Below are 21,339 nucleotides of genomic sequence, written 5' to 3'. Positions count from 1 at the left end.
GTCGGTGCCTGGGGGTCGTCCTGCCGACCGGGCCGCCCTATCCGCCATCGCGGCCGTTCAGCGTGTAACCCGGCGCCCTGACCCGGGATAAGGCCCAGCCTCGATCCGGTGCCGGGAGTGTCGACGTAGCCGTTCCACGATCTCATCGCGTCGGCCATGCATCCATGGCGCGGTGACGGCGTCCCACTCTTCTGGGAACGGGATGTAGAGCACGGGCGGATCCACGCCCCACCCGGCGTCGAAGACGAAGCCCTCGGCCCCCTCCCAGTAGACGACCTCTTCCTTCCAGCGAGGCTCGACCTCGAACTCCGCATCTTCCCCCGTCTGCACGCTTCGATGCTATGCCGCCCGTGCCCGCCGGCGGACCGGCATGACGAGCATGACGACGAAAAGCCCCCTCCGTCCCGGTGTTGCTCAGGGATGGAGGGGGCTTCTTCGTGGCGGTACCGGTGGGATTTGAACCCACGGTGCTCTTTCAAGCACACAACTTTTCGAGAGTTGCACCTTCGGCCGCTCGGACACGGTACCGGGGTCGAGTGTAATAGAAGACGAGCGCCGACGCGAATTGAGCGATGCCGGTCATCCACAGGCGGCGCGGAGGGCCGGCGGTGTCGGCGGCCGCGCTTAGGCTGGCCGCATGGCCAAGGCACCCTCCCCCGCATTCCGCTGCACCGAATGCGGCTGGACCACCGCCAAGTGGGCCGGTCGATGCGGCGAATGCCAGCAGTGGGGAACGGTCGTCGAAGCCTCGGCTCCCACCGGTGTCCTCGGCAAGCTGACGCCCATCCGCGCCACCGACGAGCGCGCCGCACGCCCCATCACCCAGGCCAGCGCCGACGAAGCACCACGCTGGTCGAGCGGCATCGCCGAGTTCGACCGGGTGCTCGGCGGCGGCATCGTCCCCGGCGCCGCGATCCTCCTCTCCGGCGAGCCGGGCGTCGGCAAGTCGACCCTGCTGCTCGAGGTCGCATCCCGCGCGGCGAAGACCGGCGCCCGCGTCCTCTACGTCAGCGCCGAGGAGTCGGTCAGCCAGGTCCGCCTCCGTGCCGAACGCACCGGCGCGCTTCACGACGACCTCTACCTCGCCTCCGAGACCGACCTCGCCACCATCCTCGGCCACATCGATCAGGTGCAGCCCAAGCTCCTCATCGTCGACTCCGTCCAGACCGTCTCCTCCTCGCAGTCCGACGGCCTCGCCGGACAACCCGGCCAGGTCCGCGAGGTCTCTGCCGTCCTCACCCGCATCGCCAAGGAACGCGACCTCCCGATCCTGCTCGTCGGCCACGTCACGAAAGACGGGTCCATCGCCGGCCCCCGGCTCCTCGAACACCTCGTCGACGTCGTCTGCCAGTTCGAAGGCGACCGCCACACCGCGCTCCGCTTCCTCCGCGCACAGAAGAACCGCTTCGGCGCCACCGACGAGGTCGGCTGCTTCGAGATGGCCGGCGACGGCATCGCCGAGGTCCCCGACCCCAGCGCCCTGTTCCTCAGCCAGAACGAACCCGTGGCAGGCACCTGCGTCACCATCGTCATGGAGGGACGCCGTGCACTCCCCGTCGAAGTCCAGGCGCTCATCAACAAGACGCAGGCACCGAACCCCCGTCGCGTCACCAACGGCGTCGATCCCTCACGTGTCGCGATGATCCTCGCCGTGCTGCACGGCCGCTACTCCTACGACCTCACCGACCACGACGTCTACATCTCGACCGTCGGCGGCGTGAAGATCAGCGAACCGGCGGCCGACCTCGCGATCGCCCTCGCCCTCGTCTCCGTCATCCGCGACCTCGCCCTCCCCCGCGACCTCGCGGCCTACGGCGAGATCAGCCTCAGCGGCGAAGTGCGCCCGGTGAGCGTCGCGAAGCAACGCGGCTCGGAGGGCAACCGCCTCGGCTACAAGCTGCTGCTCAACTCCGACGTCAGCAACGACCTCAAGTCGGTGCTGGGCATCGCGAAGACCGCAGCCGAGGCCGCACGGCCCGCCCGACGCGAACGCGAACTCGACGCCGCCTTCTGAGCGCGCCCACCCGCCTGCTCCACGAACCAGGCCCGGGGGCGTGCTGCTCACAACTCCTGCGGACTGGTCCCGCAGGGCCCCAGAACGGGACCTGCCGGGGTTCGGAGGACGACGTGCAGGAGTTGTGAACCGCAGACGCCGCCGAGAGCACGACCTGCGGTCGGGGTCGGGCTATTCGGCGGCCGGCGCCTCGAGCTCGAGCACCCGCAGCAGTTCCTCCGGCGACGCCTGCAGCGAGTGCGGGCCGGCGACGTCGAAGAGCACCGTCTCGATGTCGTCACCGTAGGTGCGGAGGAAGCTCGCGAGCCAGACACCGTCGTGCAGACCGACGTAAGGAGGCAGGGCGGCCGGCTTGTTCTTCGCATCGGAGAAGAGGAGCAGCGCGAGCCTCGCGGTCTCAGGCTGACGGAACATCCAGACCTCGCCGGTCTCCGTCGGCTTGTCGGGGTTGCCCGGCTTCATGAGCGGGACGACGAACCGGCCGTTCCGCAACGCGAGTGCCACGGCCACCATGTCGCCGGCGGCGAGGGCCGCGGCCAGGGGCTCGGAACGGAACTCGGGTCGCTTCTGCTTCGCCATACGTCCATTGTCGCAGGCCGGTGCGGGGCCACGGGTCGAGCACTTCGACAGGCTCAGTGACCGGGGGCGACTCAGCGAACGGGAGGGCGGCTCGGGGACCGGGACGGCTCGGCGAGCAGGTTCGGTCAGTTGAGCAGGAACTGCGCACTGTCGGCGGAGGCGAAGCCACCGATCGAGGTGTTCAGGTGGTACGAGGCGCCGCCGGCGGGCACCGGGTCGCGCTGCTGATCACAGGTGTCGGGCGCCGACCGCGTGCGGTCCCAGGTGATCGGCGGGTTCGACGAGACCGTCTTCCCCGGCTCGAGGAGCACCTGCTGGTCACTCGGTGCCGTCTGGCAGTCGGTCGACGTCCAGTACGGTTCCTCACCGCTCGAAACGGTGAACACCTGCTGGCTCGTACCGGCGTTCATCGTGCACGCGGCCGAGCCGGTGTTCGTCACGCTGAGCGAGAGCTGCGGGAGTTCGTCCGCCGCGAAGCTTGTCCCGTTCACGACGGCCTCGACGCGGATCTGGTCAGCGGTGCATGCGGCCGCCGAACCGGGGTCGGTGGTCGCGGCCTCATCGATCGGCGCGGCCGTCGACGCCCCAGGGGCCGGCGTCGGCGCGGAGGTCGCGGTGGGCGTCGGGGTCGACGTCGCAGCCGTGTTCTCGGCGCCCGGACCCGACGCGAGACGGACGATGAGCACGATGACCAGGACGATGACGGCGAGCAGGACACCGAACACGATCAGCCTGCGTCGCCAGTAGACGGCGGGCCGCTCCGGTCCGCGGGGATTCGTGAGGCTCGACATGCTCACAGATTAAGTGCAGTGGCGCGGAAACGCCCGATGCCCCGCCGTCGGTGCGGACCGTGGTCCGACCGATGACGGGGCATCGGGATGGTGCTGGGCGGTGCGAGCGCCTAGAGCTGCTGCGCCGAGCGACGACGGGCGATCACGAGCGCGAGACCACCGACGAGGAGCAGCGCGGCGAGCGCCGCGTTCCCCCACGGCTCGGCACCGGTCTTGCTCAGGCTGCCGTCCTGGCTTCCGCCGGCCGTTCCCGAACCGCTCCCGCCACCTGCACCGGGCTGGGTGCCCGGGTCGGTGCCGGGGTCGACCGCCGCGGCCTGCACGACGATGTCCTGCCAACCGATGACGTTGCCGTCGGCGTCCTGGACGACGAGTCGGTGGGCACCGACCGGCGCGTCCTCAGGAACCGTGACCTGCACGTTGCCGTCCGCATCGACCTGCACGAGGCCGTCGCTGACGAGGATCGGGTCGGAGTGCAGCCAGACGCTCACCCAGGTGCCGGCGTACTCCTTGCCGACGTGGATCGTGGCGAGCTTGCCGATGATGAAGTCGGTGATCGCCTTGATGAGGTCCTTGAGCGCCTGGATGAGCGCGGACTCCGGTGCGGGCGTCGGCGGCGTGACCACCGGCGGCGTCGCGACCGTGAGCGGCACCGTCAGCGTCGTCCCCGACTCGAGTGCCGTGAGGCGCACCGTCGCCGCGCCGTCAGCGGTACCCGCCGGGACGGTGAAGGACACCGTCGCGGCCCCCGCGGTGACCGGGGCCGTCCCGATCGGCGAGCCGTTCAGCTCGATCGTCAGCGAGGTGTTCACCGGGCTGCCGGTCGAGGTGAGGTCGAGCTTCGCGACGTCGAACGAGACCGTCTTCCCTGCGGCGACCGCTGCGGTCGGCGCGTTCGTGACCTGCACGCTCTGGCGGGCGAAGTCCGGGGACACCGGGCTGTTCGCCGTCAGGTAGGCGATCCACGCGTCGCGGTCGACGAGACCGGAGTCACGTGTGTCCGTGCCGTTCGCGAACTCTCGGAAGTTGTCGCCACCCTGCAGCAGGAAGCTGAAGGAGCCGATCCGGTAGCTCTTGCTCGGGTCGATCGGAGCGCCGTTCACCGTGATGCTCGTGATGCGCTGTCCCTGGGCCTTCGTGGGGTCGAACGTGTACTGCACGTTCGACGACAGTCCGAGCTGCAGGTACGGACGGGACGGCACGTTCCCGGCCGCGTCGAGCTGCCACTGCTGCTCGAGCACGGTCTTGAACTGCGCACCCGTGAGCGAGGTCGTCCACAGGTTGTTGAGGAACGGCAGCACCGCGTTCGCCTCGGCGTACGTGATGTCGCCCGCGAGGATCTCCTCACGCATGCCGCCCGGGTTGACGATGCCGATGTCGGCTCCGCCCCGGTCGGCACTCGAGAGCGAGGCGCGGAGGGAGTCGGCGACGAGCGCACCGAGCGTCGACTCGGCGCCGCGGTCGTCCTTCACCCCGTTGTTGAACGCGCGGGTGATGTCGGCCGTCGCCTCACCGATCTTCTGGTTGCCGATCTCCGCCGCGACCGCGAGGGCCTTGTCGGTGATCGTCTTGACCGTCGCGACCGCGGGGAACTGCTTGACCAGGTCGGCCTCCGCCACCGTGGTGCGTGCGACGTTCTTCGCCGTGTAGGCGGTCACGTCACCCGACGCGCGGTCGACGGTCAGCGTGATCTGACCGATGAACTCGCCGTAGCTGCCGGTCTGGAGCACCGGGCGGGTCTTGCCGGTCACGCCGGGGATCGGAGCGTCCCACGCGTACTGCTTGTGCGTGTGGCCGGTGAAGATGGCGTCGACGTCCGCGCTCGTCGTGGTGACGATCTCGGTGAAGGCGCTCTGTTCGGCGAGCTCCTGCTCGAGGGTCGCGCCGTCCGGCGTGCCGGCTCCAGCACCCTCGTGGTACTCCGCGACGATGACGTCCGCCTCACCGTTGGACTCGTCGCCGTCGGTCAGCTGAGCCGCGACGCGGTTCACGGCCTCGACCGGGTCACCGAAGTCGAGGTCGGCGATGCCGGCGGGCGACACGAGCGTCGGCGTCTCCTGCGTGATGGCGCCGACGACGGCGACCTTCACCCCGTCGATGTCGAGGATCGTGTACTCCTGGAGCGCGGGCTGCTTCGTGCCCTTCTCGTAGACGTTGGCACCGAGGTACGGCCAGGCCGCGTTCTTCCCGTCGGCCATGACGCGGTCGACGAGGTCGCCGTAGCCCTGGTCGAACTCGTGGTTGCCCACCGCGGAGGCCTTCAGACCGAGCGCGTTCAGCACGTCGATCGTCGGCTGGTCCTGCTGCGCCGACGAGGCGAAGAGCGAGGCGCCGATGTTGTCACCAGCGGAGATGAACGCCGTCTGGTCGGGCGCGAACATAGCCTTGAGCTGCTCGATCGTGCCCGCGAACTTCGTCGTGTTGGCGTCGATCCGACCGTGGAAGTCGTTGATGTTGAGCAGGTTGACGGTCGCGGACTCGCTCGCGTCGGCGCTGATGCCGACGATCACGGGGTCGTGGTCGCTTGAGCGGAACATGTCCGGCACGTTGAAGTCGGTCACGTTCGCGTTGTAGCGGGAGTACTCGAGGGCGATCGACTCGACGGAGTTGATGTTCCACACGTCGGCACCGGTGACGCTCTGGTCGGCTTCCGGCGACGCGAAGATGTGGTCGAGGGACCCGACCGCGCCTTCGTACGCGTAGGTGTACTCGCCGGTCTTGGCCTCCTGGCTGATGTAGCCGGCGTCGCGGAGCACGTCCAGCGGGTCCTCGGCGTCGTAGGAGTTGAAGTCTCCGACGAGGAAGACCTTCTTCGTGCCGACGTCCTTCGAGACCGTGTCCGCGAAGGTCACGAGGGCCTTGGCCTGACGCGTGCGGTCGCCGGTGAAGGCGCCCTGCCCGGTGTTGGCGTTGTCTCCGGTGGCCGCTGCCGAGGTGCTCTTCGACTTGAAGTGGTTGGCGATCACGAGGAACGTCGCGGCGTCGTCCGCCCCCTTGGGCTTGAACGCCTGCGCGTCGGGCTCACGGGCGTTGTCGAACGCGGGCGAGTCGAGCAGGATGCGCGATTCACCGACGGTCTCGACGGTGGCCGACTTGTAGATGAAGGCCGTGCGGATGACGTCCTCGTCCGTGGGGACCTTCGCGGGCGAGGGGACGAACGTCCAGGTGCCCTCGCCGGCATCGGCGTTGAGCGCCGCGGTCAGCGTCTTGAGGGCGTCGTCGCGGTCGAGCCCGATCGAGGCGGAGTTCTGGATCTCCTCGAGCGAGACGACGTCGGCGTCCAGGGCGTTGATCGCGGAGACGATCTTCGCCTGCTGACGGGCGAGGCTCTCGGCCGTCGCCGCCCCCCGGACGCCACAACCGGAGGCGTCGGAGTTGTTCACCGTGGTCTTGCCGCCCTGACGGTCGGTGTAGAAGGTGCACCCGGTGCGGGAGTCGCCGGTGGTGGCGAAGTAGTTGAGGACGTTGAAGGTCGCGAGGGACACGTCGCCACCGACACCGCGAGGTGAGGTGGAGCGGGTGTTCTCGAACGTGGCCGGCTGCACGGTCGCCGTGTTGGCACCGGTCAGCTGCTGCGTGGGCTGGAACTTCCAGTTGCTGTTGCGGAAGTCGAAGACGACCGGAGCGGTGAAGTCGACGGCGGCACCGACCCGGACGGGCGCGGTGGTCGAGAGGTACGGCAGCGGGGTGCCGGTGTTCTCCGCCTTCGAGAAGTCGACGGTCGCGCCGTCGTCGAGGACGACCTTCTCCGCCGGGACCCGTGCCGCGGCGGCGAGCGCCTCAGCGGAACCGGGCTTACCGAGGACCGTCGGCGTGACGAACGGCGTCGTCGACGCCGCGAGCGCGATCTCGCCGTAGCGGTTCGTGCTGTAGTTGTCGGTGACCGTGTAGTCGCCGGCGGGGGCGAGCAGCATGCCCTCGAGGCGCTCGCGCTCCTCGTCGGTCGCCGGGAAGGCGACACTCGCGGCGGTCGGTGCGGTGACGCCGGTGGCGTCCAGTGCCGTGACGGCGGCCGCGTCCGTGACCTTCAGCTGCGTCAGGCCGTAGTACTCGTCCACGACGCCGGTGACCTGCAGGTACTGGCCGACGGTGACGGAACCGACGGTGGTCGGCGAGTAGACGAAGACACCGTCGGACGCGAGGTGCGTCGCGGGGTCGATCGCTCCACCGGTGCCCGCGGTCTGCAGGTAGTAGCCGTTGAAGCCACCGGTCGGGAAGCTCGCGGTGACGAAGCCGGTGGTGGTGACCGTCTGGCCGACCATCGTGCTCGCGGCGCCGGTGCCCTGGATCTGGGCGATCGTCGCCGTGCCGGGCTCGACCGGGGTGGTCGGGTCGGTGGGTTCCGGGGTCGGCTCCGGGGTGGGCTCGGGGTCGACCGGGGTGTCGCCGGCGCTGTTCTGCGGGGTGACGGTGTCGCTGAGCGTGAAGTCGGCGGCGTTGCTGTCGGTGTCGGCGAACGCGGTGCGCGCGATCGACTTCGGGACGCTGTTGCCCGACGGCGACGGTGAAGCGGCCGTCTCGAAGGTGTTCGACGTGCCGTAGCCGAGGAGGTCGACGATGGCGGGGTCACCCGTGACCGACCCGGTCGGGAGCGTGACCGCTGTGGTCGAGGCGACGAGCGCGAGCGTTCCGTTCTGGCCCTGGGGGCTCAGGGTGCTCGTGACGTCGGGGGTCGGCAGCGCGACGCCGTTGGCACCGTTGGAGGAGCCCGACACGAGGTAGTAGCCGCCGGCCGCGATGGAGCCGGTGAGGGGCACCACGGTGGAGGAGGCGCCGACGCCGTCGAGCTTGCGGTACTGGATCGACCAGCCGCTGACGTCGACTGCCGCGTCGCTCGGGTTGTAGAGCTCGACGAACTTGTTCAGGTAGGGCGCGTTCGCGCTCCCGCCCGAGAGGTAGGCCTCGTTGATGACGACGCCGAGGCCGTCGGTCGAGGCGACGGCTGGTGTCGCCACGAGGGGTGCGGCGACGAGCCCGGCAAGGGCGGCGAAGGCGGACAGCCTCCACGGGTGTTTGAACGACATGTGGCTCCGAATCGAGGGCCGTCCTCGTTCGGAGCGCGCGACAACGCACCCCCCATTCGAGGCACAGACGATGGGTAGTGCCTCACAAGCTAACCGACATGCGTGACGGAAAACCACCGCGAATGTGAACGGCACGTAAATCCGGGCCTGCTCATGTGAGCAGCGGGTTCGCGCCAGGAATCGGAGAAAGTGCTGATCAGCTCGGCGATGTGAACGGTCTCACCGGTCGCTCCGACGAGCGCCAACCTTCAAGCTGTGGTTCAGAGCAGCTTGAGCATCCGGGTGTTACCGAGCGTATTCGGCTTGACCCGCGCGAGGTCGAGGAACTCCGCAACACCTTCGTCCGACGAGCGCACGAGCTGTGCGTAGACCTCGGGTGGGACGATCTCCTCGCCGATCTCCTGATAGCCGTGTCTCGTGAAGAAGCCGGTTTCGAAGGTCAGGCAGAACAGGCGACGCAGGCCGAGCTCGATCGCGTCGTGTTCGAGGCGCTCGACGAGCGCGTGGCCGACCCCGGTACCGAGGTGGTCGGCGGAGACGGCGAGGGTGCGGACCTCGCCGAGGTCCTCCCAGATGACGTGCAGCGCGCCGCAGCCGATGAGTTCGCCGTCGGGCGTCTCGGCGACGCGGAACTCCTGGACGGCTTCGTAGAACACGACGTCGTCCTTGCCGAGGAGGATGCGCTGCTGCACGAGTGGTTCGACGAGCGCCTGGATGCGGCGGACGTCGCTCGTGCGGGCTCGACGGACGACATACCCCTGCTGAGCCCGCTCGACCATCCCGCCTCCTCCTGTCAGAACCTCCGAGCAGTCTACTGACGCCAGCGCGGTGCTCCGGACCGCGCGCGGGTTGGTGGGCGCCGGCGCGGTGCGCTCGCGCGAGCGCTGCCGAAGCGGCGTGAGCGCTACCCAGCCGCGCGAGCGCGGGCCTCCAGAGGGGCGCGCTCGGTCCAGTGGGGCGCGCTCACGTCAGCGCACCGCGCTGGCGCCGGACGCCGGACACCGGAGTGACGACATCGGATCACGAGGTCGGGATCAGCGCCAGGACCTCGGACCCGCGGTGCCGGCCGGGTAGGTGTCGATCGACACCTCGTCCTTGCGCCACGCCTTGAGGACCGGCGCGACGATCCGCCAGCACTGCTCGGCGACGTCACCGCGCACCGACAGGGTGGGATCACCCTCAAGGATGCTCGACAGGACCTCGCCATAGGCGCTGAGCTGCCCGGCCTGGAGTTCGGCGTGGAGGGCGACCGGGTCCAGCTCGAAGGGGTCGTCCTCACCGTTGATCATCAGGTCGAGGTCGAGCGACGCCGGCTTCAGGCCGATGCGGAGCCGCGCCGGGGTCTTCATCCCGTGCAGGCCGGACGGGAGGTGCGGCACCGGCTTGAAGGTGAAGACGATCTCCTGACGGGTGTCCGCCAGCGCCTTCCCGGACCGCAGCACGAACGGGACACCGGCCCAACGCCAGTTGTCGATCGCGAGGGTCATCTCGGCGAGCGTCTCCGTGTGGAGCGACGGGTCCACGCCCTGCTCGTCGACGTAGGCGGGCAGCTCGCGGTCGCCGATCGTCCCGGCGCCGTAGCGTGCACGTCGGCTCTCCGTGCCATTCGTCTTCCACGGTCGGGTCGCCCGCAGCACCTGGGCCATGCCGCCACGTAGATCCTCGGCATCGACGCTCGCCGGTGGCTCCATGGCCGCGAACGCGAGGACGAGGAGCAGGTGACTCTGGATCATGTCGATCAGGGCGCCCGCGCGGTCGTAGTACCCGGCGCGACCCTCGAGCGCCAGTTGCTCGTCGAAGACGATGTCGACACGTTCGACGTTGTCGGCGGAGAGGAGCGGTTCGAAGATGCGGTTCGCGAAGCGGAGGCCCAGCAGGTTGAGGACCGTCGACTTGCCGAGGAAGTGGTCGACGCGGAACACCTGCTCCTCCGGCACCAGGTGCTGGAGCAGGCGGTTGAGCGAGCGGGCGGAGGCGTAGTCGGTCCCGAACGGCTTTTCGAGGGCGAGCATGATGCCCTTGGGGAGCTCCAGCTTCCGCAGCGCCTTACACGCGAGCAGAGTGATGGCGGGCGGCAGCGCGAAGTAGAGGGCGACGTTCGGTCCGGCCGCCGCGAGGACCTGTTCGAGTGACGCCGGGTCGGAGACGTCGGCCTGCACGTAGGTGGTCTCGGCGACGATCGTCTCGGCGAGCTTCGACGGGGCGTCGGCGAACGCGGTCTCGACGCGCTTCCGCCAGGCCTCATCACTCGACTCGGAGCGGTCGACTCCGATGAGGCGCACCGCCTCGCCACGCGGGGAGGCGAGGAGCGACGCGAGTCCGGGCAGCAGGAGTCGGGCCGTGAGATCGCCCCCGGCGCCGAGGATCACGAGGGTTCGAGGGGCGGAGGATTCCGAGGTGGCGGCGGTCATGCGGCGATCCTACGCGGTGCGCCGACGAGGTCGCGCGGCCTTGCGTCCTCCCGAGGTCCACCCCACCCCGGCCCAGCGCGGTGCGCCGACGCGAGCGCAGGGTTCTGGGCGTCAACGCGGTGCGCCGACGCGAGTGGCGCGGGATCGGCCTCACCGCGGGTCCAGCGCGTGAGCGCGCCCCTCCGGAGGCCCGCGCTCACGCACTGGACCCGCGCTCACGTCAGCGCACCGCGCTGGCGACCGACCACAACGGACGCAGGCGAGCAGGCAGTACTGTGAGCGCATGCGACTCGGAGTCCTCGACGTGGGATCGAACACCGTCCACCTGCTCATCGTCGATGCACACCCAGGAGCGCGGCCGATCCCCCAGTCGTCGCACAAGTCGGTGCTGCGGCTCATGCGATACCTCACCCCGGACGGATCGATCAGCGATGAGGGCGTCGCCGTCATCCTCGAGTCGATCGGTGCAGCGGCAGCGATCGCCCGCGAGAGCGGCCTCGACGAACTGCTCTCGATGGCGACCTCGGCCATCCGTGAGGCGACGAACGGGCCGGAGGTCCTCGCCCTCGTCGAGGAACGGACCGGCATCGCCCTGCAGGTCCTCTCCGGTGACGACGAGGCGAAGCTCACCTTCCTCGCCGTCCGCCGCTGGTACGGCTGGTCGGCCGGCGAGATGCTCCTCCTCGACATCGGCGGCGGCTCGCTCGAGATCGCAGCCGGCGGTGACGAGTATCCCGATGTCGCGATCTCCCTCCCGCTCGGCGCCGGCCGCTCCACCGTGGGCTTCCTCCACGACGACCCGCCGACCGCCGCACAGCAGGAGGCACTCCGCCTACACGCCCGCGAGGTGCTCACCGCAGCGCTCCCCGCGTTCGCCGAGGAGCCCGACGCCCATCACGTCGTCGGGTCGTCCAAGACCATCCGCTCCCTCGCACGCCTCGCCGGATCGGTGGCCGACGGCATCGGAGGCACCGAACGGTCGCTGCTCCGGCGCAGCCAGCTCGACGACTGGATCCCCCGGCTCGCCCGCATCCCGGCCGAGGCCCGCCCCGCGCTCCCCGGGATCACCGCCGACCGCACCTTCCAGATCGTCGCCGGCGGGATCGTCCTGTCCGAGGCGATGGCCGCCTTCCGCGTCCGCGAGCTCGACGTCTCCCCTTGGGCGCTCCGCGAGGGCATCATCCTCCGGTACCTCGACCGCCTCGGCTGACCGCCATCGTTCGCTCGCCCAGGTTCGGGCGCGTGAGCGCCGAATCGCCCGAGGATGGGCGAACGAACACGTCCCGGCACGACGAAGGCCCCCACTCCGCGGAGTGGGGGCCTTCGGTGACTCGGGGCTATTCGCCCGTGATCGCGAGGTCCGGCGTGGCCGAACCCGTACCGAGCGACGCCTGCGCGTTGACGCCGGCACCGACCGACTCACCGCGAGCCGAGGTCGTGAAGGCGAACGCGCCGTTCACGAAGTCGACGTGCACGTGGTCGCCGGCGTTGAGCTCGCCGTGGAGGATCTGCTCGCTGAGCTGGTCTTCCACCTCGCGCTGCATCGCACGACGCAGCGGACGAGCACCGAGGGTCGGGTCGAAACCGACCTCGATGAGGCGCTCCTTCGCCGGCAGCGTGAGCTCGATCGTCATGTCGCGGTCGAGCAGACGCTCCGAGAGACGCTTCGTGAACAGGTCCACGATCTGCAGGAGCTCCGGCTTCGACAGCTGCGGGAACACGATGATGTCGTCGACACGGTTCAGGAACTCGGGCTTGAAGTGCTTCTTCAGCTCCTCGTTCACCTTGCCGCGCATGATGTCGTACCCGGTCGAGGCGTTGCCCTCGATCTGGAAGCCGACCGGACCACCGGCGATGTCGCGAGCACCGAGGTTGGTGGTCATGATGATGACGGTGTTCTTGAAGTCGACGACGCGACCCTGACCATCCGTCAACCGGCCCTCTTCCAGGATCTGGAGGAGCGAGTTGAAGATGTCGGGGTGGGCCTTCTCGATCTCGTCGAAGAGCACGACGCTGAACGGCTTGCGGCGCACCTTCTCGGTGAGCTGGCCGCCCTCTTCGAAGCCGACGAACCCGGGAGGAGCACCGAACAGTCGCGAGACCGTGTGCTTCTCGCCGTACTCCGACATGTCGAGGGAGATCAGCGCGCCTTCGTCGTCGAACAGGAACTCGGCGAGCGCCTTCGCGAGCTCGGTCTTACCGACACCCGTGGGGCCGGCGAAGATGAACGAGCCCGAGGGACGCTTCGGGTCCTTGAGGCCGGCACGCGTGCGGCGGATGGTCTTGGAGAGCGCCGAGATGGCCTCCTCCTGACCGATGACCCGCTGGTGCAGCGCCTTCTCCATGAAGACGAGTCGCGAGGACTCTTCTTCCGTGAGCTTGAAGACGGGGATGCCGGTCGCCTGGGCGAGCACCTCGGCGATCAGGCCCTCGTCGACCTCGGCGGTCGTCTTGACGTCGCCCGAGCGCCACTGCTTCTCGAGGCGCAGACGCTCGCCGAGCAGGTTCTTCTCCTCGTCGCGGAGGGACGCCGCCTTCTCGAAGTCCTGCTCCTCGATGGCCGTCTCCTTGGCCTCGCGGACGCCGGCGATCTTGTCGTCGAACTCGCGCAGCTCCGGGGGGCTCGAGAGGATCGACAGACGCAGGCGCGCGCCGGCCTCGTCGATCAGGTCGATGGCCTTGTCGGGCAGGAAGCGGTCGGAGATGTAGCGGTCGGCGAGGTTCGCCGCCGAGACGAGCGCGCCGTCGGTGATGGACACCTTGTGGTGTGCCTCGTACCGGTCGCGCAGCCCCTTGAGGATGTTGATCGTGTGGGGCAGCGACGGCTCCATGACCTGGATCGGCTGGAAGCGACGCTCGAGTGCGGCGTCCTTCTCGAAGTGCTTGCGGTACTCGTCGAGCGTGGTGGCACCGATGGTCTGGAGCTCACCGCGGGCGAGCAGCGGCTTGAGGATGGAGGCCGCGTCGATCGCGCCTTCGGCGGCACCGGCGCCCACGAGCGTGTGGATCTCGTCGATGAAGACGATGATGTCGCCGCGGGTGCGGATCTCCTTGGTGACCTTCTTCAGGCGCTCCTCGAAGTCACCGCGGTAGCGGCTACCGGCGATGAGCGAGCCGAGGTCGAGCGAGTACAGCTGCTTGTCCTTCAGCGTCTCCGGGACATCGCCCTTGACGATCGCCTGGGCGAGACCCTCGACGACGGCGGTCTTGCCGACGCCGGGCTCACCGATGAGGACCGGGTTGTTCTTCGAGCGACGGGAGAGGATCTGCATGACCCGCTCCATCTCCTTGTCGCGACCGATGACCGGGTCGAGCTTGTTGTCGCGCGCGGCCTGCGTGAGGTTGCGGCCGAACTGGTCGAGGATCTGCGACCCGCCCTGCGCCTGCTGCTCACTCTGGTTGCCGCCGACCGGGGCTGCTTCCTTGCCCTGGTAGCCGGACAGCAGCTGGATGACCTGCTGGCGCACACGGTTGAGGTCGGCGCCCAGCTTCACGAGGACCTGGGCTGCGACGCCCTCGCCCTCGCGGATGAGGCCGAGCAGGATGTGCTCCGTGCCGATGTAGTTGTGGCCGAGCTGCAGCGCTTCGCGCAGGCTCAGCTCCAGCACCTTCTTGGCGCGCGGCGTGAACGGGATGTGTCCCGTCGGCTGCTGCTGGCCGGTGCCGATGATGTCGGTGACCTGCTCGCGCACGGCATCGAGGGAGATCCCGAGGGACTCGAGCGCCTTGGCGGCGACTCCTTCTCCCTCGTGGATGAGGCCGAGCAGGATGTGCTCGGTCCCGATGTAGTTGTGGTTGAGCATCTTGGCCTCTTCCTGGGCCAGGACGACGACACGACGCGCACGGTCGGTGAATCTCTCGAACATGATCACTCTCCTCCGGCACCGGGCAGGGTGGTGATGCCGTTAGTAGGAGCGTAACGACCGCCGCAGCTCTCTTCGCCCCTGTTCGCCGTGGGCGTGATGCGCGGCCACCGGGAACGCCGCAGCGCACGTGCACCGGGCACGTGCGCTGCGGGTGTCGGCTGATCGCGGCTCGGTCAGACCGCGAACCGGACGGTCGCCGCGAGGGCGCCCCCACCGGGGACGTCGTCGGCACGGACGGCGAGGATCCGGGCGTCGGAGAGCAGCGCCCGGCGGAGGATCTCATCGATCACGCCGTAGTTCGTCGCGTCGGCGTCATCGGCGAGCGTGACGACACCGGTGGTCTCGTCGACCGTGCCAGGCAGGTTGCTGTCGATGTCGACGAACAGGGTGTCGACCGCGTTCGCCGTCGCGGCACGTGCGACGTCGCCGAGGTCGGTCACGGCACGACCGTTCGACGCGCGGGTGCCGAACTCCTCGCACAGCGCGCGCAGTTCGGCGGCGTACAGCTCGTCGAGGATCGGGCGGGCTGCTGCGGCGAGCTGCTCGTCGGAGCGCTCCTGCTGGTTGCCCTCGATCTCGGGCTTCACGAGGTGCTTGTAACTCGAGACGGACCGGAAGATCCCCGTCATCGGTTCGGCGCCCGCAAGGATGAGCGGCTCCTTCGAACCGGCGAGCACGGGCGACAACGCCTTGTTGATCGCCTGCGCGTACTCCTGCATCCGGACCTTCTGTCCCTCGGAGCCCTGGATGCGTCCCTGGGGGCTGCGTCCGTCGGAACCGCGACCACGGATCGAGTCGACACCAGCGGCCGCGGCCACGTCGGCGGGGACACCCTCGAGTTCGATGCTCGTGGCCGGGAGATCGCGCGAGACGGCCACGAGTCGCACACCGCTCTGCGCGAGCGCCAGGACGTAGGCCGACTGCGGGAAGGTGAGCGCACGCATCAACGGCTTGATGAAGAAGCGGTCCGAAACCTCCGTGCAGGACTGGAGGATGTTCGGGACGCGGAAGTAGCGCGTGAGACTCGGGCTGATGTAGAGCGCGAGGCTCGAGGACAGGTAGCGGAGGAAGTCCGGATCCTCCTGGAGGTCGTCGACCGTCTGCGTGAACGCCGCGATCGCCGCCCGGTCTGCTCCCGCGGCCGTCAGCTGCTCGACCGCCACCTTCACCTGGTTCTTGAGGTCCAGGCGGATATGGCTCGTATCCGAGGGGTTGGTGCTCGTCGCGAGGATGATCGACACGCTGCCGGGCTCGCGAGCGGTGGCGAGCTCGACGATGTCGGAGCGGGTCGGAATATCGGTGTGGTGCACTGATGCCTCCTTCGATCGCGTCAGGCGAAGGGTCGACCGGGAGCAGGCGACGCCGTCGTGGGCCTGACTTGACCCCAGTATAGGGAGCGCCCACCCCTCGGTCCGGGGTCGATTCTGCGGACATTCGGAGCCGGGTCGGGCCGCGGGACATCGATCCCGCGGCCCGACTCACGGCCTCGTCACTCGGTCGTGACCGGGCCGTCCGTCGGCTGCTCCGATGCGACGAGCCGTCGCGTCCGCCGCAGTGCCAGGACGAGCAGACCGGCGACGACGAGCAGGCCGGCCGCGAGCAGTGCCCCGGTCGTGAGCCCGACGCCGGTGACGGCGAGCGGACTCGCGGTGTCCCGACCGGTCGAGCCCTCCGATCCACCCGGCGTCACGCCCGGCCCCTCAGGATCCGGGCCGGTCCCGGGCTCGGTCGCGATGAGCCCTCCGTTCCAACGGAGATCCTCGCCGTCGGCTCCACTCGGCGACGGGTCCGCGATCACGATGTCCGACATGACCCACTCCGCCGGGTCGATCGCGGAGTTCCGGAGATCGTCGTCGCCGACCCGAGGCGACGTGGCATCGGCCACCAGGTCGTCCGGGAGTCGCACGTCGATCCGGTAGGCGCCGGAGCGGAGCGCATCGAACCGGTACCGGCCGTCGGCGTCGGTCGTGGCGGTCCGGGTGACGGGCTCACCGTGCTTGTCCGTGCCGGTCAGTTCGAGCTCGACGTCTGCGACACCAGGCCCCGGCGTCCCGTCGAGCCCGTCGTCGTCGAGCCCGTTCGCATCGAGATCCCACCAGATGCGTTCCCCGAGCGCCGACCTCACCAACCGGGCCGCGACCTGCGGCGATTGTGCGCCGAGGGATTGCGTCGCGGAGTGCACGACGGCGTCGTTCACGAACCGGGCGTCGACCGCGGCACCGGTGGTCGTCAGCTCGTAGTCGACGACCACCGGCGCGAACGGCGCGAGCTCGGCGACGGTGGCCTCGATCGCGGTCGCCGCTCCGATGGACGCCGGGCACCCGGTCGTGCCGAACTCGTCCGCCGCGCACCACCGTGCTCCGTCCGGCAGGGTGCCGAAGCCGTCGTCGACGACGGGGTCGACGTGGCTCGCGACCGCGTCACCGGGGGCCGCCGTATAGCGGAGGTCCGCTCCGTCCGACGTGGCCGGACCAGCCAGGACGCCCTGCCCGGTCGAGCCGCGTTCGTCGCCCGGGTACGGGAGGACGTCGATCATCCGGACCTCGCGCTGCACGGCGCCGGCGCTCATGTTCCCGAAGACGACGTCGACCTCGACCGCGTCGCCGAACTCGACGACGGACCGGGCGACGTGCTTGTCGATCTGCAGCCCCGAGGGGGTGCTGACCACCATCGACTGCCAGGAGTAGTGGGCGTCGAGTCTGCCGGCGTCCGCCGGGAAGTCCGACAGCGATCCGGGGTCGTCGGGACTCGCGACGATCGCGCGATTGAGGAACTGGCCCACCACGAAGCGATCCGAGATCGCGGTGTAGGTGATCACCGGCTCCGCGCCCTTCCTGATCCGACCGAGGTCCCAGGTGAGGAGCGTGCTCCCATCGGGCTGCGCCACAGCGGTCGTCGCGGGCGGCGTCGCCGATCCGGCGTCGAAGACGAAGCCGGCCGGTAGGGAGTCCGAGACGGTGACACCCGCAGCCCGGTCGGCCACGCCGTCCGGCGTGACGATCTCCGGCCGGACCTCGAAGGTGATCGGGGAGCCGGCGGCGATGGGGGCCGGTGCGCCGGGAGCGACCTGGGGCGAGGTCGCGCGCTTGTTCAGAGCGACCGCCGCGTTCGCGGCGACCAGCTGATCGCCTCGCGGGTACTGGGCGTTGTCGTCGGTGGCGCGATACCGTCCGTGCCACCAGCCGTCCTCGACCCAGGAGCTCGCCGACTCACGGTCCTCCCCATTGCCGGAGGACTTCACACTGTAGGTCTCGGTGAGACGGGTGCCCACCTCGAGGCCCGGCACCGCCTGGAGCTGTACCCACAGGGTGACGCCCGTCCGGGGCGGGAGCACACCGTCGACCGGGCGGAGACGGACCCTGGTGATGTCCTCGGTGTCGACGAGCGACGGGTCCGAGACCCAGGTGTCGTCGGCGTCCTCACAGGTGGTCGCGTCCATCTGCGCCTGGCGGGTCTCCGCGTCGGCCGTCGTGTCGACGCTCGGCGTCGTGCCGTACTCGACGATCACGGGCCCACCGGTGGTCCGGGACTCGGCCGGGGCACCGCCTCCGGGACGCTCACCGACGCGCTGCGTGGCCGGGTCGAAGACCGCGCAGAGCACCGCTCCCGTGAGGGGGCTCGTCGTGGTGTTGTTCCAGGCGACCGTCTGTTCGAAGCGTTGTCCGCCAGCGACGGGCCCGTCTCCGGAGCCGGCCGTGCTCTGCCCCGGTACCAGACGGTTCTCCGTCCGGCGGTCGACGTAGCGCGTCGTGTGCTCGCCGCCACCGGTGCGCTGGGCGATCGTCGCGTTGGCCGCGTTGTCGGTGAGCGGTTCGGGGGCGTTCGGGAGGGGTGTCCCGTCGGCGGTGACACCCCGGACGTCGAGGTCGGTGAGGTCGAGCCGCACCGGGAGGGAGCCGTTCGACGGCACCACGGACTCGGGCACGAACACGCCGAACCGGCCGATCGCGAGGAAACCCTGCGCGGTGATCGCGGCGCCCGAGGCGGACCGGGTCGGGATGTGGTCGCCGCTCAGATCGGCGCCGCTGATGGTGACGAGCGCGGAACGACCATCGGGTTCGAGTTCGCAGGACCAGGTCCCGGAATCCGTGACCGCGTCGGTGCCCCCGCCGCCGGCCTTCGGGAAGACCGCGGTGTCGAAGGCGCCGACGAGGCAGCTGTTCGAGACCGGTCGTCCCTCGGGGTTCACCGTGGCCAGGCGGGTGCCGGCCGGATACCCGCCGAGGTCGATCCGGAAGGTCACGTCCTCGACCACGTTGCCGGACCCGCGGGCGCCACGGCCCTCGTCGGTGCCGAACCCGGTGACCGAGAGGGCGGTGTCGTGCGCGACGTACCAGCCTCGCGTGCCGTCGCGCTCCGTGACGTCGGCGACGATCGGACCGCGCTTCACACCCACGTTGACGCGGGGAGCACTGCTGACGACGAGATCGGGTGCGGTCGTGCTGGCACGGATCTCCGAGCCGTCGGCCGCGTCGATCGCGATGGTCTCGATCCCGCTCTGCGGCGCGGTGATGACCGTGCCGTTCGGCGGGGAGGATGCGAGCACGGCCGTGAGGTCGATCGCGCTCACCGAGTTCGGCAGGACGTCGGTCCGCACGCAGTCGACGACCGAGCGATCGTCACTGACGGTCGAGCCCGCGGCACAGTACCCCGGGAGCTGGGCGACGGGCGGCCATCGGAGTCCCTCGGGTAGGCGCTGACGGACGACCACCCGGTCGTCCTCGGCGGCACCGCGCAGCTGCACCTCGATCGTGTAGGTGACCGCGTCGTGGGAACGCAGCACGGGGTCGTCCGGAGAGACGTCGAGCCCGGGCCCCGGCTCGGCGTCGAACGGGACGCTGCCGGTGGCGGTCCGCTGGAGCACGGTGGTGAGCCCGAGCGCCCGGTCCGAGACGTCGGTGGCGGCCGAGACGATGTCGGGCGCCGGCGCGGCCGCGGGTTCAGGCGTCGCGGCCGGGAGCAGCGCGCCCCCGGTCACGGCGGCGACGGACAGGGCGCCGAGCGCCCTGCGGAAGAGGATGGTGTTCACGTGGGTCCGACCTTCTTGACGAGAGGGGGCGGTCACACGTTACACAATGTGGTCGACTGATATCTGGGATATCCACAGCTCCGGACGAAGACGGGCAGCTGTCGGATGATCGGGGCGTCGGTGCGGCGACGGGTGACGCCTACTGGAGCGCGGAGGTGAGCCTCGCGAGGTTGTCGAGCACCGTCGACCGCAGCGGCTGTTTCAACCATTCCGCGAGCGTCAGCTCCTTGCTGATCTCCCGGTATCCGTCTTCGACGCCCCGCATCTCCTGGACGAACTCGCGACCGCGGACCATCAGCGAGACCTCCAGGTTGAGGCCGAAGGAACGCATGTCCATGTTGCTCGATCCGATCACGGCGACGTCGTCGTCGATCGTGAAGTGCTTCGCATGCAGGATGTACGGCGCCGGGTACTGGAAGATCCGCACGCCGGCCCGCAGGAGCGCCTCGTAATAGGAGCGCTGCGCGTGCCACACCATCGCCTGGTCGCCGATCTCCGAGACGAACAGGTCGACCGGCACACCGCGCTGGACGGCGGTCGTGACCGCTGCGAGCAACGACTCGTCGGGTACGAAGTATGGACTCGTGATGACGATGCGCCGCTGCGCCGCGTAGATGAGGGTGAGGAACAACTTGAGGTTGTTGTCGCCGTCGAACCCCGGCCCGCTCGGTACGACCTGCAGTTCGAGGTCCCCAACCGGTCGGGCCTCGAGCAGGCCGACCTCGTGGGACAGGACGTCGCCCGTCTCGCTGTACCAGTCGCTCAGGAAGATCGTGTTGATCCCCGCGACCCCGGGGCCCTCCACCCGCGTCATGAGCTCCTGCCACTGGAGACCACGCTTGATGTTGCCCGGCTTGTTGTAACTCCGGTCGATCATGTTCTGCGAGCCCATGAACGCGACCGCGCCGTCGACGATCACCATCTTGCGGTGGTTCCGGAGGTCGGGACGCTGGAACTTGCCCTTGAACGGCTGGAGCGGCAGCATGAGCGCCCACTGGGCACCCATCGTGGTGAGGCGCTTCAGCGTGTGCTTGTAATCGGGGGTCCGCCAGCTCGCGAAGTGGTCGAGCAGCACTCGGACCGTGACACCGCGGGCCACCGCACGCTCGAGGGCGTCGAAGAACGGCTTCGTCGTGCGGTCGCAGGTGAGGATGTAGAACTCGACGTGCACGAACTGCTCGGCGCGGTCGACCTCCTCGGCCATGGCGTGGAGTGATGCCTCGTAGTCACCGATGAGACTCGCGGTGTTCCCGCCCTGCAGCGGCATCGATCCGAGATTGCGGTTGAGCGTCACGACCGAGCGGAACCAGGCCGGCGCGTTCGACGTCAGGTTCGCCTTGACGAGGTCGCGCGTCGTCTGGCGGATGTAGACGTTGATGTCGTACTGCTTCCGCCGGCGCGCCCGCGGGAGTTTCGGGTTCCCGATGAGGAGGAAGGCGATGACACCGACGTACGGGATGAGGAAGATCGCGAGCAGCCAGGCCATCCCCGCGGTGGGGCGCCGGTTGCGCGGGACGACGATCACCGCGATGACACGGATGATGAAGTCCAGGACGAGGGCCGTGATGCCCAGCCAGTTCCAGGAGAACTCGATCGTCATGTCGCCCATCCGCTCAGCTGCCGAG

12 protein-coding genes and 1 tRNA gene are annotated in these 21,339 nt (G+C 69.4%); 2 read left to right on the top strand and 11 right to left on the bottom strand.

Annotated features, from left to right (window positions below):
- Nucleotides 1–57: 57 nt before the first annotated feature.
- Together BWO91_RS04890 and BWO91_RS04885 are read right to left on the bottom strand one after the other, a co-directional pair.
- Nucleotides 58–330 (bottom strand): hypothetical protein, encoded by a 273-nt coding sequence (locus tag BWO91_RS04890; RefSeq protein ID WP_079001602.1) that lies wholly within the window; start codon nucleotides 328–330, stop codon nucleotides 58–60.
- Nucleotides 331–438: 108 nt separating this feature from the next.
- Nucleotides 439–528 (bottom strand) — tRNA-Ser (locus BWO91_RS04885).
- 109 nt (nucleotides 529–637) lie between these two features.
- Between BWO91_RS04885 and radA the strand changes: the two genes are divergently transcribed.
- Entirely contained in the window at nucleotides 638–2,014 is a 1,377-nt protein-coding gene (gene radA / locus BWO91_RS04880) for a DNA repair protein RadA (RefSeq protein WP_064294317.1), read from the top strand.
- A 171-nt stretch (nucleotides 2,015–2,185) separates the two neighbouring features.
- Here the strand turns inward: radA and BWO91_RS04875 are convergent, their stop codons facing one another.
- From BWO91_RS04875 to BWO91_RS04855, 5 genes are all read right to left on the bottom strand, one after another.
- Complete coding sequence (locus BWO91_RS04875) at nucleotides 2,186–2,593, bottom strand: SseB family protein (protein ID WP_079001600.1); 408 nt, start codon at nucleotides 2,591–2,593, stop codon at nucleotides 2,186–2,188.
- Nucleotides 2,594–2,718: 125 nt separating this feature from the next.
- The gene (locus BWO91_RS04870) at nucleotides 2,719–3,384 is read right to left on the bottom strand and encodes a hypothetical protein (protein ID WP_079001598.1); all 666 of its coding nucleotides are present in this window, start codon (nucleotides 3,382–3,384) and stop codon (nucleotides 2,719–2,721) included.
- 110 nt (nucleotides 3,385–3,494) lie between these two features.
- Nucleotides 3,495–8,408, bottom strand: coding sequence for an ExeM/NucH family extracellular endonuclease (locus tag BWO91_RS04865; protein ID WP_079001596.1), 4,914 nt, complete (start codon nucleotides 8,406–8,408; stop codon nucleotides 3,495–3,497).
- 260 nt (nucleotides 8,409–8,668) lie between these two features.
- Nucleotides 8,669–9,187 carry an amino-acid N-acetyltransferase gene (locus BWO91_RS04860; RefSeq protein WP_079001594.1) on the bottom strand — a complete coding sequence of 173 codons (519 nt, stop codon included), beginning with the start codon at nucleotides 9,185–9,187 and terminating at the stop codon, nucleotides 8,669–8,671.
- Nucleotides 9,188–9,442: 255 nt separating this feature from the next.
- Nucleotides 9,443–10,819, bottom strand: coding sequence for a glucose-6-phosphate dehydrogenase (locus tag BWO91_RS04855; RefSeq protein ID WP_079001592.1), 1,377 nt, complete (start codon nucleotides 10,817–10,819; stop codon nucleotides 9,443–9,445).
- A 283-nt stretch (nucleotides 10,820–11,102) separates the two neighbouring features.
- Between BWO91_RS04855 and BWO91_RS04850 the strand changes: the two genes are divergently transcribed.
- The gene (locus tag BWO91_RS04850) at nucleotides 11,103–12,029 is read left to right on the top strand and encodes a Ppx/GppA phosphatase family protein (protein WP_064294323.1); all 927 of its coding nucleotides are present in this window, start codon (nucleotides 11,103–11,105) and stop codon (nucleotides 12,027–12,029) included.
- 127 nt (nucleotides 12,030–12,156) lie between these two features.
- Here the strand turns inward: BWO91_RS04850 and BWO91_RS04845 are convergent, their stop codons facing one another.
- The 4 genes from BWO91_RS04845 to cls form a co-directional block, all read right to left on the bottom strand.
- On the bottom strand, nucleotides 12,157–14,685 hold the full coding sequence (locus BWO91_RS04845) for an ATP-dependent Clp protease ATP-binding subunit (protein WP_064294324.1): 2,529 nt from the start codon (nucleotides 14,683–14,685) through the stop codon (nucleotides 12,157–12,159).
- Between the two features lie 173 nt (nucleotides 14,686–14,858).
- Nucleotides 14,859–15,995, bottom strand: coding sequence for a hypothetical protein (locus tag BWO91_RS04840; protein ID WP_079001590.1), 1,137 nt, complete (start codon nucleotides 15,993–15,995; stop codon nucleotides 14,859–14,861).
- Between the two features lie 179 nt (nucleotides 15,996–16,174).
- Complete coding sequence (locus BWO91_RS04835; RefSeq protein WP_079001588.1) at nucleotides 16,175–19,714, bottom strand: SdrD B-like domain-containing protein; 3,540 nt, start codon at nucleotides 19,712–19,714, stop codon at nucleotides 16,175–16,177.
- 139 nt (nucleotides 19,715–19,853) lie between these two features.
- Nucleotides 19,854–21,323: a cardiolipin synthase gene (gene cls, locus BWO91_RS04830; protein ID WP_139205336.1), complete on the bottom strand. Its 1,470-nt coding sequence runs from the start codon at nucleotides 21,321–21,323 to the stop codon at nucleotides 19,854–19,856.
- Between the last annotated feature and the right edge of the window lie 16 nt (nucleotides 21,324–21,339).

Source organism: Plantibacter flavus, from assembly GCF_002024505.1.
Lineage (GTDB): Bacteria > Actinomycetota > Actinomycetes > Actinomycetales > Microbacteriaceae > Plantibacter > Plantibacter flavus_A.
Note: the sequence above shows the minus strand (reverse complement) of the source record. Positions and strands in the feature narration are given on the sequence as shown.